Raw genomic sequence first — 17,713 nt, forward strand, 5'->3', positions numbered from 1 at the left:
CCGATGAAACCTGTTTATCTGGATAATAACGCCACCACCCGTATCGATCCCATGGTGTTGGAAGCGATGATGCCGTTCCTGAGCGAACATTACGGTAATCCTTCGTCCATCCATGATTTCGGCCGGCCCGCCGGCATCGCGCTGGAGCGGGCGCGGGAGCAGGTAGCCAGCCTGCTGGGCGCCCGCCACGACAGTGAAATCATTTTTACCTCGTGCGCCACCGAGGCCACCTCCACGGCTATCTTGTCGGCGGCGGAAGCCTACCCGGAACGCCGGGAAATCATCACCACCGTCGTAGAGCACCCCGCGACGCTGCAGGTGTGCGAACGTTTGGAGCGCCAGGGCTACGTTATTCACCGCGTGCCGGTAAACGGCGAAGGGGCGCTGGACTTAGGCATTTACCGGGCGGCCTTGAGCGATAAAGTGGCGCTGGCCACCGTGATGTGGGCCAATAACGAAACCGGGGTCATCAATCCGGTACGGGAGATGGCGGAGCTGGCCCATCAGGCGGGCGTCCTGTTCCATTGCGATGGGGTGCAGGCGGTGGGGAAGATTCCGGTCTCGCTGGCGGATACTGAAATCGATATGCTGTCCTGTTCCGGTCACAAGTTTCACGGCCCCAAGGGCGTCGGCGCGCTCTATGTCAGGCGCGGCACCCGCTTTAGGCCCCTATTGCGCGGCGGGCATCAGGAACGGGGCCGGCGCGCGGGTACCGAAAATATCGCCGGCATCGTCGGCATGGGGACGGCGGCCGAGCTGGCGGATATTCATCTGCCGCTGATGGCGGCCCAGATTGCCGTCCTGCGGGACCGACTGCAGCACAGCATCACCAGCGCCATTCCTTATACCCTGGTAATGGGCGGCACCCAGCCGAGAACGCCGAATACGGTGAATATCGCCTTTGAATATATCGAAGGGGAGGCGATTTTGCTGTTGCTCAATCACTGCCGGATCGCCGCCTCCAGCGGCAGCGCCTGCACGTCCGGTTCGCTGGAACCTTCCCACGTCATGCGCGCCATGGGCATTCCTTATACCGCCGCCCACGGCACTATCCGTTTCTCCTTATCCCGCTATACCCGCGAAAAAGAGATCGAGTATGTCATTGAGCAGCTGCCGCCGATGATTGCCCGCCTGCGGGCGCTTTCACCCTACTGGCAGGGAGATCACCCCATGATGGCGGCGGATGCCGGCGGTTTTGTCCCCACTTACGGTTAAGCACAGGAACAGACCAATGACCGCTATCGTGATTAACGACACCACGCTGCGCGATGGTGAACAAAGCCCCGGCGTGGCCTTCAGCGCCGTGGAAAAGCTGGCCATCGCCGTCGCGCTGACCGACATCGGGGTGGGCGAGCTGGAGGTGGGGACGCCGGCGATGGGTGATGAGGAGTGCCGGCGCATCGCCCAGGTGAGGCAGGCGTTGCCGGGCCAGACGCTGATGGCCTGGTGCCGCCTCAATCGCAAGGAGATCGGGCTGGCGGCGGATCTGGGACTGGATTGGGTGGATGTATCGCTGCCGGCCTCGGCCCAGATGCGCGATTATAAATTGCGCTTGAACTGGCCGCAAATGGCGCGGGAACTGGCAAGCCATATTCTTTACGCCCGCCGGTGCGGGCTGCGGGTGAGCGTGGGCTGTGAAGACGCCTCCCGCGCCAGCGACGAAGAGTTGGGACAGATAGCGCGAGTGGCCGGCGATGCCGGCGCGCTGCGGCTGCGTTTTGCCGATACCCTGGGAGTACTGGATCCTTTCGCCACCTACGACCGCATTAAGGCGTTACGTTGTCACTGGGATGGCGACATCGAAATGCACGCCCATAACGACCTGGGCCTGGCCACCGCCAATACCCTGGCGGCGGTGCGGGCCGGCGCCACCCACGTCAATACCACGGTAAACGGCCTGGGCGAAAGGGCCGGAAACGCGTCGCTGGAAAGCGTGGCCATGGCGCTGGAGACCTGTCTGCATAGGGACACCGGCATCCGTTTCGAGCAATTGCCCGCCCTTTGCCGTCAAGTGTCCGCGGCGGCCCGCCGCCCCATCGACCCGCAGCAGCCCCTGGTGGGGGAACAGGTGTTTACACATGAATCGGGTATTCATGTCGCCGGTTTGTTGAAGAATGCCGCCTGCTACCAGAGCATCGATCCGGCCCGTTTCGGCCGCCATCATACCCTGGTGCTGGGCAAGCATTCCGGTCGTCACGCCGTGACGCGCATTTTTGCCGATTTAGGCTATACGCTGGCGGCGAGTCAGGCAGAGCAGCTGCTGCTGGTGCTGCGCAGTCGCGCCGAGGTGTGGAAACACAGCCCGTCGGAGGCGCAGTTGCAGCAATTATATAACGAATTATTCGGCGTTCCGGGACCGGACATGGGGCTGGCGCTCTGCTCAGGGGGGTGATATGGAATGGTTTAACGCAATACCGGGCATTGATGAGATTGATACCGCCGAGGGCTTTTTCGACTTTTTTGACTTGCCCTACGATCCGTCGGTTATCGTCGCCAAGCGCATGCATATCATGGGGGATTTTCACCAGCGGCTGGCCGCCATTATCACCGTGCCGCTGCGGGATATACCGGAGGGGGAAGCCGGGGCGGCGGCGCGTAACAAGGCGTACTGGTCCCTGGCCCGGCATCTGCTGGGGTTGAGTTACGACCACTTTTTACAGGGCACGCTGGCCGCACAGTCCGGTCTGGCGGTGTACCAGCGCAATAACGACAAGCGCTATTTCATACCGTTGAACGCCTTGAGCGAGGTGCGGCCATGAAACCCAGCTATGATTTCGGCTCCAGGGTCAGGGTTATCCGTTCGTTGCGCAATGACGGCACTTTCCCAGGCAAACCCCGCGGGGCGCTGCTGGTGCGTAAGGGCAGCATTGGTTATGTGCGGGAATGGGGCAGCTTTCTCCAGGATAATCTGATCTACCAGGTCCATTTTGTGGAAGATGACTGTATCGTCGGTTGCCGGGAGCAGGAACTGATTTCCGGCAGCGCGCCCTGGATTGCCGGCGAATTCCAGTACGGCGATTGGGTCAGCGCCGCGCTGCCCCTGGCCATTGCCGGCCAGCCGGTGGTGGTGGCGGGGCAGGTGGGGCAGATCATGGATGAAATCCGCGATCGGCAGCCCATGTCCTATGTAGTGCTGTTCGACGGCCGGTTATTCCAGGTGCCTGAAGCGGCGCTGGCGCCACAGGTTTGCGAAAGCTAAGGGGAGGCGGACCGCAATGCAGCAATGGCAGGTTTATACCCGTTTGACATTATCACTGTCTCTATACCGCAATCCGCCGTGGTTATTGAGCGCGGAGCAGTCCGACGAATTCGAGCGGCAATATCACCGCCAGGTCAGCCTCGAAAGCCGGATAGAGGAACAGGCCGCCGCATGGGACATGTTCGCTTCTGAAGGTGAGGTTCAGGCCGCCCTGGACGCATTGAATCTGCGGGTGGCCGCTCAGGAGGAGTGGCCGGCGCAGCTGGCGCGCAGCGGTTTGGATCGCAACGGCCTCTATCGGGCCATGGCTCATCAGGTCCTGCTGGAGAAAGTCCTGGCACAGGTAGCCGAACAGGCCCCAGGGCCGGACGAGCAGCGGGTGGTTGAGTGGTATAAAGCGCACCAGGGGCAGTTTATCCGGCCTGAGCAGCGCCAGTGCAGCCATATCCTGTTGACGGTGGACGAAGATCAGCCGGATTGCCAGCCTCGCGAGGTGCGCCAACGCATAGACGAGATACATGCTCGCCTGGCGGAGGACTTCGGACAGTTTCCCCTGCTGGCCCAGCGCCACTCCCAATGCCCCACCGCGCTGGACGGCGGCAATCTGGGCTGGGTCAGCCGCGGCTTGCTGTTTGAATCCCTGGATAAAACGTTATTCGGAATGACGGCGCCGGGCATCAGCGGGGTGGTGGATAGCCCCATCGGGCTGCATATCCTCCATTACCGCGACATCCGCCCCGCCTCCACGCTGCCCCCTGACGAGGCCATAGCGTCGATTCGCCGGCAGTTCCGGGAAAAACTGCAAAAGCAGCACCAGCGGGTATGGCTGAAGGGGCTTCGCCCCTGATAGCGCTAATGATATCAGGCGCGGCAGTCTACAATGTTAATTAACCGGAAGCGGCGCATCGGTTAATAAACGATAATCCATAATGTCCCACCAGTCCTGTTGTTCAATATAGCGGTTGCTCCATTCCGGGCCTTCACACAGCTCAACTACCGATTTGCAATATTCTCCCAAGGCTTCGCTATCGGCGAACGAGACATAATGTTCCAGACAATAATCATCTTCACCCACGGTCCTTATATACCAGCGTTTGTTTTGTGCCATGGACAGTCGCCCATAGAACCATTTATCACGATCTGAAACCCATTGCCAAAATGCCGTAAGATCCCGGCGGGCACGCAAGGTGGGTTTATAAAGATACATAAGGTGCAGCATAACGTTATCTCCTCGCCATCAAGATGTATTTATTTTATCTACCTTTCTAATGACATGCCCGGTTAGTGCACCAATGAAAAGTATCCCTGGATATTTTTTTAATCGGCACGGCCGGAGACAAAGGTCACTTTTTTTTTATACGAAAATTATCTAAGTATTTTATCGATTAAAATTTGATAATGATCACGTTGTGAGATGCCTAAGAGAGAATGTTAAAAAAGAGTATGCGACAGGGCTGGAAAGGACATAGGAAGGCGTGTCAATCACTTTTTTTAATACTCAAGCGTGAAAACCATGAATAGACTGGTTATTGAGAAATTATATAATAAACCTATGAAGTAGATTTTATTCATAGTCGTTTGATATTTCCCAGGGAGTACTACTGTTTCAAAGAAAATGAAAAGACATCATATTATGAGCAGACGTTTTCGGTCCTCTCTCTGGTTATATGATCTTTTTTTTGCTAGCCTGTAGACCGATAAAAAGGCAAGAATGCATAATGTCCCCCTAAGCTTTTTCGTATTTATTCATCGACCTTCCACGGACGGAGTAATCCCATGATGCGTCTACAACTTGGCCAGCTCTATGATATTGAATATTCTTTAAATCCGATGAATCTTTTTTTCGGCGAAGTTCTGCTGCCATTAGAGAGGCTGAATCCAGCCTATGCCGATGAGGCCGTACGGCATCTGGCGGCTACATTCGAAATGCTGAGGGCCTGTTTCATTTTTAACGGTATCGACAGCCGGACAAATATCCTTTCCGCCGATGATCCCTGCTTCAACCAAGCGTTCGAATGCCGTCCATCATCCGTCTGCGCGGATACGCGACAGGCAGATCTTACGGAGTATGTGAATGAAACGAGAAAGAAAATGTCCGTCGGGATACCGCCTTTGTTCCGGTATTGTCTTTTCACCAGCCATAACCCCCAACATCAGCGCGTGATATTTATCATCAGCCATTTGATATGTGACGGCATTTCCAGCAGGATCCTCTGGCGAGAATTTTCCCGGGCCTACCGGTGCGCGGCAACAGGGGGCGTCATTCCACGGCAGTGCAACCGGCATTACCGCCGACTTGGGCAGGAATTGATTAACCGGCACTATTCGCTGATGGGGCAGGAACGCATGTGTTTAACGCCCACGGCGGGTAAACGAATCGATATTATGGCAAGCGCGCTATCGAGGGATCGCCCGGTCTGCTTAATGAAGAACCGGCGTACCGAAACCCGGCGCTTTCATGGCGAATCCCTTGCGCAGCTGCATTTTGCGGCTCGCGGCCAAGGATTGAGTTTATCGGAGTTTTTTCTGATGCTTCTGCTGCGAGCGCTTGCCTCAGTCTATGGCGAAGGTTTCGTCGCCGTCACGCTCTGGTTCGCGCCGCATTTTATCGGTGAGTGGCGAACGCCGGTATATGACCTGGTGGGCTCGGCGGCATTTCCAATGCCCGCATGGTTCTCAACGCAAGTTCATCAGGAGACAGCGGACGCCACCGTTGCCCTGAAACAGGGGTTATATGCCGCCATGGCGTGCGCCGCAGATTATGCCGCCTGGTTTTACGCGCCGGTCGCCATGGTACAAAGACCGACAATGCCGTCCATCAGCTTTAATTTCGTCGGCGATCCCCGGTTCTCGCCGGATATTCTTGCTTACCGGCTGGCCCCTGAAGAGGTGCGCATCGGCCGGGCCGATAATGAACTTGCCGAGTCCCCTCTCAGTTGTGAAATTGAGACCTACGGCGATATGCTTGAACTCACTTTGGCGGCGTATCCCGATGGGGGGCTGGCTTCTCTCCCTTCCTTGCTTTTATTCAATATAGAAAAGGAATTATTTCCGCTGCTGGCCGCTAAAAAATAAAAAAGCCATTATAAGCTTGTGATTGTTGGGAACTTCATATTACCAGTAATTAACTTAACCGTTTTCTCCTTTTGGTGAAGTTACGAGTGCCATTACCAGACTTTATGCTATATATATATTATAAAAAATAGTGAGTCTCAACGGCATCAATAATGCCAATAATGAGTGTGATTATATAATGTGGCAACTCGAAATTTTAGTGAAATTTTTTTTTGATAAAAAGTGAATAAAACAAGGTATTTTAAGATCTACATCGGGTGTTAATATCTATTAGGATGATTTTCTGCTTGCCTAAATCGGTTGATTTTATCAAAACCGGATTGCTATCTTTCTGCGATAATGGTATTTCTTGGGTGCCATTAAATTTCAGCATGAAAAATCATCCTCTTTCATAGGATGGCAAAATTATATTAAATATACAATATTAAACTGATGGGACTATTACGCAAAGGGAATGTTGCATGAATATACAGTCTGGCTTCATCCATATACAAAATATTATTCTTCAAGAACTGGATCCGGGCTGTACTGACTCTATTTCCCCGCACGACCGCATGGGATCGCGGATAACGGATTCCGTTGCCGCTGCCGCTTTTATCGGCCGCCTGTCACGACGGCTTGATCGAGCCGTACCGCTGAGGGTGTTTTGGGACTATCCCACTGCCGCTGAACTGGCCGGATATCTCGCCGAACCCTCTCCGGCGCCGGCGAGTTTCCCCCCGGATGGAATCAAGAGCGCGCGGGCGACCTCCCTTGAACCCATTGCCATTGTCGGGTTGGCCTGCCGCATGCCGGGCGCCGGCGACGCGGCGGCGTTTCGGCGCTTGCTCAGGGCGGGGCGTTGCGCAGTGGGACCGGTACCCGAGGGCCGTTTCATTGCCGGCGCGTTGCAGCAGCGGTGGAGCAATCCATCATACCGAGGAGGCTTTTTGCCTGATGTGGCGGGCTTTGATCGGCGGATTTTCGGCATCTCCCGTCATGAGTCTTCCAAGATGGATCCGCAGCAGAAATTGGTGCTCGAGGCGGGCTGGTCCGCTATCGAAGACGCAGGGCTTGATCCGGTTGGCCTCAAAGGGGCGCGAGGCGGAGTATTTATCGGCGCCATGTGGAATGATTTTGCCCATTATGCCGTGTCGGGGGAGATGTCCGCACACTCCGCCACCGGAATGGATCCCAGTATCATTTCGGCTCGCCTATCGTTTCTGCTCGGGTTATCGGGGCCCTCCCTGACGATAAATACGGCATGTTCTTCATCGTTGGCGGCCGTCCATTTGGCCTGCCAAAGTCTGCGGGCGGGAGAGTGCGAATTCGCCTTGGCGGGTGGGGTGAATGTGATCCTGTCCGAGCACAGCAACGCGGCCATGCACGCGCTCGGCGTGTTATCGCCGACGGGCGCCTGTCATGCCTTCGCGGCACCGGCCGACGGCTACGCCCGTGCCGAAGGCTGCGGCATCCTGCTGTTGAAGCCCCTGTACGCGGCTCTCGGGGACGGCAATCCAATCTATGGAACGGTATGTGCCAGCGGGGTCAATAACAACGGTTACAGTACTTCCCTGACCGCTCCATCGGCGCGGGCTCAGGCGGCCCTGATGCGGGAAGTCTGCCGTCAGGGGGAAATTAAGCCCGGTGATGTGGACTACCTCGAGGCTCATGGCACGGGAACACTGCTGGGGGATCCCATTGAGGCCGCCGCGGCCGCCGAGGTGTATTGCCGGGGGCAAAACAGGACCCGGCCCTTGATTGTCGGTTCGGTGAAGGCCAATATCGGCCATTGCGAGGCCGCGTCCGGCGTGGCCGGCTTGATTAAGATTCTGCTCGCCATGCATGACGGCGAGATACCGCCGCAGGCTAATTTTCAGCATCCCAACCCCCATATCGACCTGTCGGCATTGGGCATAACCCTTCCCCGGCAACCGGTTCCCTGGCCAGCGGGCAACGGCAGGCGCCTGGCGGCGCTGAGTTCTTTTGGGTTCGGCGGGACCAATGCCCATGCCATTATTGCCGATATCTGGCAGAGTCAACGCCGTTTTAGCCGGCCCGCGCGGAAGACCGGCGATGCCAAGGACGACCGCCGCAGCATGAGTGAGAAAACAGGCGCGCCGGTCAAGGAGACAATGGCATCGAACATCGCCTTTGTGCTGGGCAAGGAAACGATGGCATCGAACAAAGGCGGTGCGGCGGGCATTCACTCCAGTGTTGATATGGTTGCCGATAATAGCCGTGGCGCGACGCTGTTATTCTCCGGGCAGGGATCGCATTGGACCGGTATGGGGTTAGCGCTGGCCGCCGTCGATCCGGTTTTTCGGTTCAGGATAAAAACCTGTGATGGCGTGGTACGTCAAATTGCCGGTTGGTCCCCGGCCCAACGGCTGTACTCGCCCAATGAGGACTTTACCGACATCCGTATCGCCTGGCCGTGCCATCTGGCCATTCAATTGGCTATTGCCGATGTCTGGCGCAGCCGGGGAGTGTCGGTGACCGCCGTGGCGGGGCACAGCATCGGTGAACTGGCCGCGGCTCATTGGGCGGGCATGCTGTCTCTCGAAGAGGCCTTCGCCATCTCTTTGGCCCAGGCGAAGTGGGCCGCCGGCCAATCTGGCGTGATGGCGTTAATCGGCCTGGACTGGATTCGGGCCGGCGCATTGTTAAAACAAATCGGCTTGCCAATCCATTGCGCGATTCAACACCAAGAGAACGCCACCGTGGTGTCGGGCAATGTGGAAACAATGGCCTTTCTCAAATCGGCTTGTATCACCCATCGTATTGATTTTACGCCGGTAAATACGGCGGCCGCGGTTCATCGGCCGGTGACGGATGCTGAGCTCGAAGGGCTGGAGGCGGTACTGCCAAAAATAACCGCCGCGCCGCCGGCAATGAGGTTTTTTTCAGCCCTGGCCGGGGAGGCAGCGGCGACAGACGGTCTGCCATGGACGCATTGGCGCGATCTGCTGATAAAGCCGCTTTATTGGCGTGATCATTTGAACATCGTCATGGCCGAAGAACGCTCGGTATTTATCGAAATTTCACCTCATCCCGTGGTGCTGTCGACGCTGCCGCCGGAGAGTGACGGGAAAAGGGTCGCAGTCGCCAGCGCCCGCAAAGATCAATCCGCCCCACAGATTATGGATGAGGCGATGGCCATGCTGATACGTCACGGTGTTGAGCTTTCTCAACCCATGACCTTCGGCGCTTCCGCCGGCGACGGCCCGAAGCGGCGAGCCCTTCAGAGGGAACATGCCCTTAGGCTGCTGCCGGTGTCGGCGCGCTCCCCGGATGTTCTTGGCGCGCGATGTTGCCAACTGGCGGCATTGCTCGATGATCCGGCCGTGTCGTTATCCGATCTCAGCTTCACCCTGGCGACCCGACCGGTACATTATGCCCATAGGGCGGCGTTTGTCGTTGCCGATAAGAAGGATGCCATTCGGGCATTGACGGCTTTCGCCGGTAACACGGCAAGGCCCGCATTAGCCAAATTGGAACACACGGCTGTCAAACGGGTCGCATTGCTGTGCTCCGCCCGCCACTGGATGTCGTCCGGGGATGTGGCGGCATTGATTGAGCAGCCGGCTTTTCGTTTGACCTATCATCGCGGCAGGCAGGCTCTGCAAACGCTTTCGGTATCTGACAAAAGCGGTATCGGCGCCGCTTTCCTTCAGCAAATTTCCCTGGCTGCGCTGCTATCTTGGTATGGCGTCGAACGGGCTGAATTTATCGGCCTCGACGAGGGTGGGGTGATCGCCGCCCATTTGAATGGGAACCTGACGTTTTCCGACGCCGTGGCGCAATTGCGCCAAAGCGCGGAACGACCGGTGCAGCCGTCGTCATATGACCGTCCGGCCGATGGGGGGGAAATAAACCTGGCGCCGGCGCCAGGAGACCCGGATGAACAAGGGGAAACACTGCCGGCGGCGCGGGAAAATCATTTCCAGGCAGTAATACCCCTGACGCTTTGCGTGGATAACAACGTGTCGCCTGAGAGGGGGGACGCGCTTACCGCAGGTTATGGCGCACAAGGTTTCCAACCCGTACCCGGCGCGGCCCATGAACGTTTATTGAGGCTGTTGGGCACGTTATATTCGCTGGGTTCAATAGAAGACCCGCGCCGGCTGGGCGGACCGGGCCATAACATCATATTGCCGGAACAGCCCTGGAGGCATGATAAGTCAGACTATCCGGACAGCGCGGCAGCCGATGATGTCAACGGCCCGCCCGGTAAGACGCCGATAAAGCTGTATGAGCCGCAATGGATTGCAACGCCGCGCGCTTGCGCTTTACCTGGCCGGAGCCGTGCCTGCGACGATAAGGACGAAGACAACGGGGAGGGCATCCCCGGCTCTGCCGGGGCGGGGATGGTGATTTTTGCCGAGCCCGACCTTGAAAAACAGCTGAAGGCCCGGGGTTTTGGCAGGCAGGCGTTTTGGGTGGCGTGCGGCGACCGCTACCGCGTCCATCGGCATAACGTGACGGTTGATCCCGCCGAACCAGACCACTTTTCCAGAGTGCTTGCTGCCTGTTCCGCCGCCAAAATCCTCTATCTCCTTGGACTGTCCCCGCCCGCCGGTCAAGACGTGGCGACGCGTTACCTGCTGGAGCCTCTTCTCACCCTCGTTCGCGCCATTGCGACAAAAAAAACCGGTAATACCGAACTTTATCTCGTCACGACCGGCTGTCAGCCGGTGGGGAACATGCCCGTAAACCGGCCGGAACAGGCATTATTATGGGGAGTGGCCCGCACGCTGCGGCTGGAACACCCTGAGATGAATTGCCGCATTATCGATATCGATCCGGGCGATGGCCACGCCCCGCTGTCCGGGCTTGCCTTTACCGCTCTTATGCGGGGCATCAGCGAACAATGCCTCCATGAAAGCGCCTGGCGCGGCAATCAATGCTATGTGCCGGCGCTCTCCGTTTGCCCGGTGTTTCCCCTTGAGGGGCGGCAATCAACCTGTGCCGGCAATGTTACGGGATTCTATCTGATCAGCGGCGGACTGGGGGCATTCGGCCTGCGTCTGGCGCATTGGCTCATCGATCGCGGTATGACAAACATTGCCCTCATGGGCCGCGGGGGCGCCGGGGAAACGGCGCGACAGGCCATCGCCGGGCTTGAACAGCGCGGTGCCAGAATAAGCGTCTATGCCGCCGATGTGGCGGATCTCACGGCGTTGGAAAATGCCGTCTCCCACGCTGAAGACGCTTTCGGCCCGTTAATCGGCATTATCCACGGGGCGGGGATTTTACGCGGCGGCTTTCTGCAGCAGGATAGCGCCGCTACCCACTACCAGGTCATGCGTCCTAAAGTGGAGGGCGCCATGAATCTTCACCATATTACCCAACGGCGGCAAGTCGCGGAATTCATCCTTATCTCGTCCGCATCGTCGGTGTTGGGGTTGTCACGCTACGCCGGTTACGCCGCCGCCAACGCCTTTCTGGATGCATTAGCCTGGAGGCGCCGCGGCTCGGGACTGCCCGCTCTCAGCATCGGCTTCGGACCTTTCTTAGACGCGGGCCTGGCGTTATCAGAGCCGGCGCTGATGCACTCATCCCGCTTACCGGCGTTAACCATGTCCCAAGGCATCCACTGGTTGTCCCGCGCGCTGTGCTCAGGGTCGGCTCATGTGATTGCCATGGCGTATGACGCCCCGGATCCGTCCCATGGGATTGACAAGGCCCACGGGACCATGGACCCGTCCCATACCGTCGCCAAGGCTGTAGGAGCGACGGACCGAGCCACCCTGGACGTGGCCGGCCCCCACCTCGCGGCAAAGGCTGCCCGGCCACCCGCGTCATTATCTTCTTTCACTCCCGGCCAGCGGGCCGCTCAAATCGTTCAATATATCCGGCGCCAGGTCGCCGAGCTGGCGGGCGGTGACGGCGAGGGCTTCTCCCACCGGCGGCCCTTGCGTGACGTGGGTATCGATTCATTGACCGGAGTAGAGCTGCGCAATCGGCTACAACGGAAATTCGGCATCCCGCTGCCGGTGACGCTGCTATGGGATTATCCGACCCTGGCTGAATTAACGGCGCTTATCCTTAACCGCGTCCAGATGACTCTTACTCAAGGGGAAAACCACCATGAATAAACCTTCCGCCCCCAGGCCCTCATCGTCATTGAAAAAAGCGGTTTTTACCCTGTGCTCCCAGAGCGCGGCGCGGGCGGACCGCCGCGCTGAACCCATAGCGGTCATCGGGTTGGCCTGCCGGGTGCCCGGCGCCGATACCGCCGACGGGTTCTGGCGACTGCTGGCGGCGCAACGGGATGCCGTTGGAGAAATTCCTTCAGACCGGTGGGATAACGCCGCTTGGTATCATCCCGATCCGCAGATGCCCGGAAAGCTTGCCACCCGCTGGGGCGGCGTGATTGCCGCCGAGGCATTCGACCATGATTTTTTCGGTATATCCCTGGAAGAAGCACGGCAGATGGACCCGCAACAGCGAATATTTCTGGAGGTGGCCTGGGAAGCGCTGGAAGATGCCGGTCTGACCCAACAGGATTTGGCGGGGAGCCAGACCGGGGTCTTCGTCGGCGCTGTGAATTATAATGGCGATTACGCGCGGCGCGTCTTTTCGGATATCCATCGAATCAACGCCTTTAGCGGACCGGGGGTGGCGAACAGCGTCCTGTCCGGCAGGCTGGCCTATTTGTACGACCTGAAAGGGCCGAATATTACCATCGATACAGCCTGCTCCTCTTCGCTGGTGGCGCTGCACCTGGCCTGCCAAAGCCTGCGGCAGCGGGAGTGCGACCGGGCGATCGCCGGCGGCGTTAATGTGATTACCGCGCCGGAATTTACCCTGGCCACCTCGCGCATGAATCTTATGGCGGCCGACGGACGTTGCAAACCCTTTGACGCCGCCGCCGACGGTATCGTCAGGAGCGACGGCTGCGGCGCGGTGGTGCTGAAACGGCTGTCCGACGCGCAACGGGCGGAGGATCGCATACTGGCGGTCATTCGTGGTTCGGCGATTAACCAGGACGGCAGGACCAACGGGCTCACCGCGCCCAGCGGCCATGCCCAGACCGCGCTGATAAAACAGGCCTTGTCCCGGGCGCAGACGGCGCCGGGGGATATCGGTTATATCGAAGCGCACGGTACCGGGACGCGGCTGGGGGATCCCATTGAAATCGCCGCCATCTCCGACGCGCTGGGTGAGCAAGCCGAACGGTATCCTTGTTATGTCGGCTCGCTCAAGGGCAATGTGGGCCATTGCGAGGCGGCGGCGGGGATCCTGTCTTTCATCAAAGTGGCGCTCTCCCTGCAACACGGCGCTATCCCGCCGCAGGTACACCTGAAAGACGTTAACCCGCATATTGATTTGTCCCGGCGGCGGGTAATTTTTCCGACAACATTGACCCCCTGGCCGGTGGCGAACGGTTTACCACAATGCGCGGGGGTCAGCTCATTCGGTTGGTCCGGCACCAATGCCCATGTCATCGTCGCACCGGCCCCCGCATGCATTGCCGAAGAAAAGCCGCGGCCAACGGCCCTCATCCTGCCGCTGTCCGCCGCCAGCGCACCGGCACTGCAACAGCAGGCCCGGCGGTTTGCCGATTTACTGGCCCAACAAGACTCAACGCAGACAAGGGCATCCGCCGATCTCTGCTTCACCGCGGCTACCGGTCGAACTCATCATCCCTATCGTCGGGCGTTTGTCGCCGACGACGCGGCCGGGCTCGCCTGCGCCATCACCCGCTGGCTTGAGACCGGGCAGCCATTGGCGAAGGGTGCTTCCCGCGGGCTTGCCGTGATTTTTAGCGGGCAGGGAGAACAATGGCCCGGCATGGTGGACGAATTGATGGCCTGTGAACCGGTTTTTCGCGAGGGGATGCTGCGCTGTGATGATGAAGTCCGTCGATTGGCCGGATGGTCGGTGCTGGAGGCGATACGGGCGGGGAGCAGCATTGATTTAAGCGCCACCGCCATCGCACAACCCTGCATTGTGTCCATTCAAACCTCGCTTTTTTCACTGCTCGCCGGCTGGGGCATCCAGCCGGCGGCGGTAGCCGGCCACAGCGTGGGCGAATTCTCAGCCGCCTGCTGTGGGAGGGTTCTTACCCTGGAGCAAACGCTGGCGGCGGTGATCGCCCGCGGCCGGATTATGGAGGCCATCCGTTCGGACGGCCAAATGATCGCGGTCGCCGCCACCGAAGAACAGCTTTTTTCGCTGTTAAAAGAGTGCGCGGGAGTCACGGTGGCGGCTCAGAACAGCCCGAAGTCGACGGTACTCTCGCTGGATGCGGCACAGGCAGACAAAATAAAAACGCTGCTGGACGGCGCCGGATTGGCGGTTTTTCCCGTCAATCCCCATTACGCTTTCCATGGCCCGCAGATTGAACCGCTCAGCGACCCGCTGTTGGCGGCGTTCAAGTATTTGCAACCCTCCGATAGCCCTATGATCGTGGCCTCCACGACCAGGGGAGAGATCATCGAGGGTAGCCGCATGGATGCCCATTATTGGGTCGCCAATGCCCGGCGGCCGGTACGATTCGCGACGGCAATCGCCTGCCTGCTCGACGCCGGTATGGATGATTTTTTGGAAATCGGGCCCGGCGCTACCCTGACGCCGCATATCAATCATTGTGTCATAAAAGCCGGACGTACGGCCCGGGCCGCGGGTTTGTTGCCACGGGGCAGAACGCAGTATACGGCGCTGCTTGATTGCGCCGCGCGGCTCTATTCCTCCGGCCATGAACTCCACTGGCGGGGCCTGATGAAAGGGCGCGGCAAGCTTGTCTCCCTTCCGCCACCGCCCTGGCGACACACCCCATGCTGGCTGCCGTTGACGACGATAGCCGGTCCGGCCGCTTCACTGGCGGGGGAGGCGCAAGCGCCTGCGCTGGAACATCTCTCTTTTCGGGCCGAATGGGGAGGGAAGGCGCAGCCGCTTCTGGCGGATCACTGCATGTTCGGCAACCTGGTGGTGCCGGGGGCGGTTCACATCGCGGTCATTGCCACACATCTTAACCGCTATCTGCAAACCCATGATTTTACCCTTGCCAACCTGGTGTTCATCCGGCCGCTTATCCTGAAATCCGATGACAGCGCCATGGCCACTCTGGCCTTTGGGCCGCGCCATAAAAACGTCGACGCGGTGGATTTCACCCTTGATGCCGCCGATGGGCGCGGGCAAGGGCGATCGCCTCTCTCCCGGGGGACGATAAATCTGCGGGCCGACGGCGATAATCCGGACTCACCGCCACAGCGGCTCAACGAACGCGTCATATTACTTGAGCGTCAAAACGTTAACGCCTTTTATCAGCGGGCACATGCCGCCGGGCTAGAACTGGGGCCGTCGTTCCGTTGGTTGAACGAACTCTGGTGCGATGCCGTCGCGGGCCGCTCCTGTTTCACCCTGGGCAATGAAGGGGACGACCCGGCCGTCCCTCCTCTGGCACTCTCTCCCGGATTGATGGACGCCTGCTTCCAGGCCATGTTCGCGGCGTTCTGGCGACTCTTCCCCCAGAGCGACCTTTTTATTCCCCTGAGCGTGGACCATCTGCGCGTCAAGCAACAGCTGACCGCCCCCCTGTGGGGAGAAGCCATCCTCGCCTCATCTCTTAAGGCCGATGTGGAAACCCTGTGCGGCGACATCCGGTTGTATAGCGACGACGGCGCTTGCGTCGCGTGTTTCCAGCGAGTCACCCTGAAACGGGTGAGGGCGGCGTCATTGACGCCGCTGTCTACCGGCCCGTCCAGCGCCCTTTACCGTTTTGAATGGGATGGGCTTCCCCTCCCGCCGCCGGCCGCGGCGCCGCGGCTGACAAACTGTACGGTAATTGCCCGCGACGGCGATGATGCACGGGCGTTTGCGCAAGCCATGACGGCGGCGGGGGTCACCTCGGCCATTATCACTCCCAAGGAGGATGAACTGTCGGCCGCCCATTTTACCGACCTGGCGGGGACGGTGATTTATCTTGCCGGCTGTGGGGATGAGTGCGAGACCTTCACGGCACGGGAGTGGCTAGACCACCAGATACAGGCTTTCGGCGACCTGAAACGGATAGCCGATATCAGCGCCCAAACCGCGACCCATCGCCAACTGCGAGTATGGGCCGTCACGCTGACGCGGTCCGAAGATCACTGTTGTGACTTGGGAGGCGCCGTTGTGTGGGGCCTTGGGCGAACCATAGCCAAAGAGTACCCGTCTATTTGGGGCGGTCTGCTGGCGTTGCCGGTCCGGGCGCTGGCAGGCGAGGGGGGAATTGAGCCGTTACCGGCATTGCTGGCCTCGGTGGCTCGCGTGCCGGAGTACCGGCTGCGGGCCGGCCAAGTCTATGGCCGCAGAATGATCCCCCTGAAGCAGGATCCGGCGCCACTGCCGCTGCGCCGTGACGGCAGCTATCTTATTACCGGCGGCTGCGGCGAAACCGGACGTATGCTGGCCGAGCGGCTGTTTTCCCAAGGCGCGGGCGGCGTTATGCTGCTGGGCCGATCCGCCCTGACGCCGGAATTGATAAGGCTGGCGCGGGACTATAAGCAGCGGGCCCTTCACTTGCGCCTGTTCCAGGGGGATGTCGCCCGTCCAGAAGATATCGACGCCGCGTTGCGCGCGATGGATCGTTTTATGCCGCCGCTGGTCGGCGTTTTCCATCTGGCCGGCGTGTTGGCCGACGCCCCGCTGGCGAAGACGACCGAGGAAAAGGCCCGGCGGGTTTTTCGGCCAAAGATCTGCGGCGCATGGAATCTGCATCGCGCCACGATTAACAGAAAGCTGGAAATCTTCACGCTCTTCTCCTCTGTGTCGGCGATTATCGGCATCCCTGGACAGGGCGCTTATGCCGCGGCCAATGCTTTTATGGAGGCGTTGGCCCGCTATAGGATTGTCAAAGGACTGCCGGCGACGGCCATTTCCTGGGGACCCTGGGGGAGCGGAATGACCGCACGACTTGATCCGGCGCAGCAGCGGAGGTTCACCGAGGCCGGCCTGGGTTTGCTTGACCCCGGCGAGGTCATGGCCTGGAGCGGTCGGTGCCAGCCACAGACAGTGGTTCATCCTATTGTGGCTGATATTAATGCGCCTGATTTGGAAAAATGGCTTGGCCGCGGCACGACTTTCCATGAGTTCCCTTGCGGGGATGCACGCCAGTCGCCGGACACGCCGGATATCGTCAGCAGTGTGACCGCGCTCCCCTCATCCGAAGCGCGACAGGCCGCCGTCCTGCACTATTTGCTGAGTGAGATCGGCAAGATGGTCAACATGGGGCCCCTGCGGGGGGATATGCCGTTGCATTCTCTGAGGCTGGATTCCCTGACCGCCGTCGCCATTGTGCAAAATATTCGCGGCCAAACCGGCTTGCCCATTCCCATCGCCCTGCTCTTCGACAGTGATGATTTGCATGAGGCCGCCGTAAAGCTTGGCTGCATTTTATGCCCGGACGTTGAGTGAGCAGGCTTAAATCCGTCATGGTTCCGGTTGCAGGTGCAATTGCTGGGCTTTCCC

Annotated in this window: 9 protein-coding genes; 8 read left to right on the forward strand and 1 reads right to left on the reverse strand. The window is 59.2% G+C overall.

Annotated elements, in window-relative coordinates:
- The first annotated feature begins 3 nt into the window (after positions 1–3).
- From nifS to nifM, 5 genes are read left to right on the forward strand one after another with little or no spacing between them, the layout of a single operon-like run.
- Positions 4–1,215: a cysteine desulfurase NifS gene (gene nifS, locus ACL2XO_RS14205; RefSeq protein ID WP_413743011.1), complete on the forward strand. Its 1,212-nt coding sequence runs from the start codon at positions 4–6 to the stop codon at positions 1,213–1,215.
- Positions 1,216–1,231: 16 nt separating this feature from the next.
- On the forward strand, positions 1,232–2,392 hold the full coding sequence (nifV, locus tag ACL2XO_RS14210) for a homocitrate synthase (RefSeq protein ID WP_413740906.1): 1,161 nt from the start codon (positions 1,232–1,234) through the stop codon (positions 2,390–2,392).
- A gap of 1 nt (position 2,393) precedes the next feature.
- Positions 2,394–2,759, forward strand: a complete 366-nt coding sequence (locus tag ACL2XO_RS14215; RefSeq protein WP_413740907.1) for a nitrogenase-stabilizing/protective protein NifW — start codon at positions 2,394–2,396, stop codon at positions 2,757–2,759.
- Positions 2,756–3,199: a nitrogen fixation protein NifZ gene (locus ACL2XO_RS14220; RefSeq protein ID WP_132921719.1), complete on the forward strand. Its 444-nt coding sequence runs from the start codon at positions 2,756–2,758 to the stop codon at positions 3,197–3,199. Before ACL2XO_RS14215 ends, ACL2XO_RS14220 begins: the two co-directional genes overlap by 4 nt.
- Positions 3,200–3,215: 16 nt before the next feature.
- Positions 3,216–4,046 carry a nitrogen fixation protein NifM gene (gene nifM, locus ACL2XO_RS14225; protein ID WP_413740908.1) on the forward strand — a complete coding sequence of 277 codons (831 nt, stop codon included), beginning with the start codon at positions 3,216–3,218 and terminating at the stop codon, positions 4,044–4,046.
- Positions 4,047–4,082: 36 nt separating this feature from the next.
- Here the strand turns inward: nifM and ACL2XO_RS14230 are convergent, their stop codons facing one another.
- The gene (locus ACL2XO_RS14230) at positions 4,083–4,418 is read right to left on the reverse strand and encodes a hypothetical protein (RefSeq protein ID WP_132921717.1); all 336 of its coding nucleotides are present in this window, start codon (positions 4,416–4,418) and stop codon (positions 4,083–4,085) included.
- Positions 4,419–4,975: 557 nt separating this feature from the next.
- Between ACL2XO_RS14230 and ACL2XO_RS14235 the strand changes: the two genes are divergently transcribed.
- The 3 genes from ACL2XO_RS14235 (at position 4,976) to ACL2XO_RS14245 (ending at position 17,659) form a co-directional block, all read left to right on the forward strand.
- Positions 4,976–6,274: a condensation domain-containing protein gene (locus tag ACL2XO_RS14235; RefSeq protein ID WP_413740909.1), complete on the forward strand. Its 1,299-nt coding sequence runs from the start codon at positions 4,976–4,978 to the stop codon at positions 6,272–6,274.
- A gap of 461 nt (positions 6,275–6,735) precedes the next feature.
- Positions 6,736–12,354, forward strand: coding sequence for an SDR family NAD(P)-dependent oxidoreductase (locus ACL2XO_RS14240; protein WP_413740910.1), 5,619 nt, complete (start codon positions 6,736–6,738; stop codon positions 12,352–12,354).
- Positions 12,347–17,659 (forward strand): type I polyketide synthase, encoded by a 5,313-nt coding sequence (locus ACL2XO_RS14245; protein ID WP_413740911.1) that lies wholly within the window; start codon positions 12,347–12,349, stop codon positions 17,657–17,659. Before ACL2XO_RS14240 ends, ACL2XO_RS14245 begins: the two co-directional genes overlap by 8 nt.
- Positions 17,660–17,713 lie beyond the last annotated feature (54 nt).

Origin of the sequence: Sodalis sp. RH15 (assembly GCF_047324255.1) — a bacterium.
In the GTDB taxonomy this organism is placed as follows: Bacteria; Pseudomonadota; Gammaproteobacteria; order Enterobacterales; family Enterobacteriaceae; genus Acerihabitans; species Acerihabitans ligni.

Coding starts and splice junctions, on each gene's coding strand:
- ACL2XO_RS14235 (WP_413740909.1), top strand. CDS start 4,976: ATGATGCGTCTACAACTTGGCCAGCTCTATGATATTGAATATTCTTTA.
- ACL2XO_RS14240 (WP_413740910.1), top strand. CDS start 6,736: ATGAATATACAGTCTGGCTTCATCCATATACAAAATATTATTCTTCAA.
- nifV (WP_413740906.1), top strand. CDS start 1,232: ATGACCGCTATCGTGATTAACGACACCACGCTGCGCGATGGTGAACAA.
- ACL2XO_RS14230 (WP_132921717.1), bottom strand. CDS start 4,418: ATGCTGCACCTTATGTATCTTTATAAACCCACCTTGCGTGCCCGCCGG.
- nifS (WP_413743011.1), top strand. CDS start 4: ATGAAACCTGTTTATCTGGATAATAACGCCACCACCCGTATCGATCCC.
- nifM (WP_413740908.1), top strand. CDS start 3,216: ATGCAGCAATGGCAGGTTTATACCCGTTTGACATTATCACTGTCTCTA.
- ACL2XO_RS14215 (WP_413740907.1), top strand. CDS start 2,394: ATGGAATGGTTTAACGCAATACCGGGCATTGATGAGATTGATACCGCC.
- ACL2XO_RS14220 (WP_132921719.1), top strand. CDS start 2,756: ATGAAACCCAGCTATGATTTCGGCTCCAGGGTCAGGGTTATCCGTTCG.
- ACL2XO_RS14245 (WP_413740911.1), top strand. CDS start 12,347: ATGAATAAACCTTCCGCCCCCAGGCCCTCATCGTCATTGAAAAAAGCG.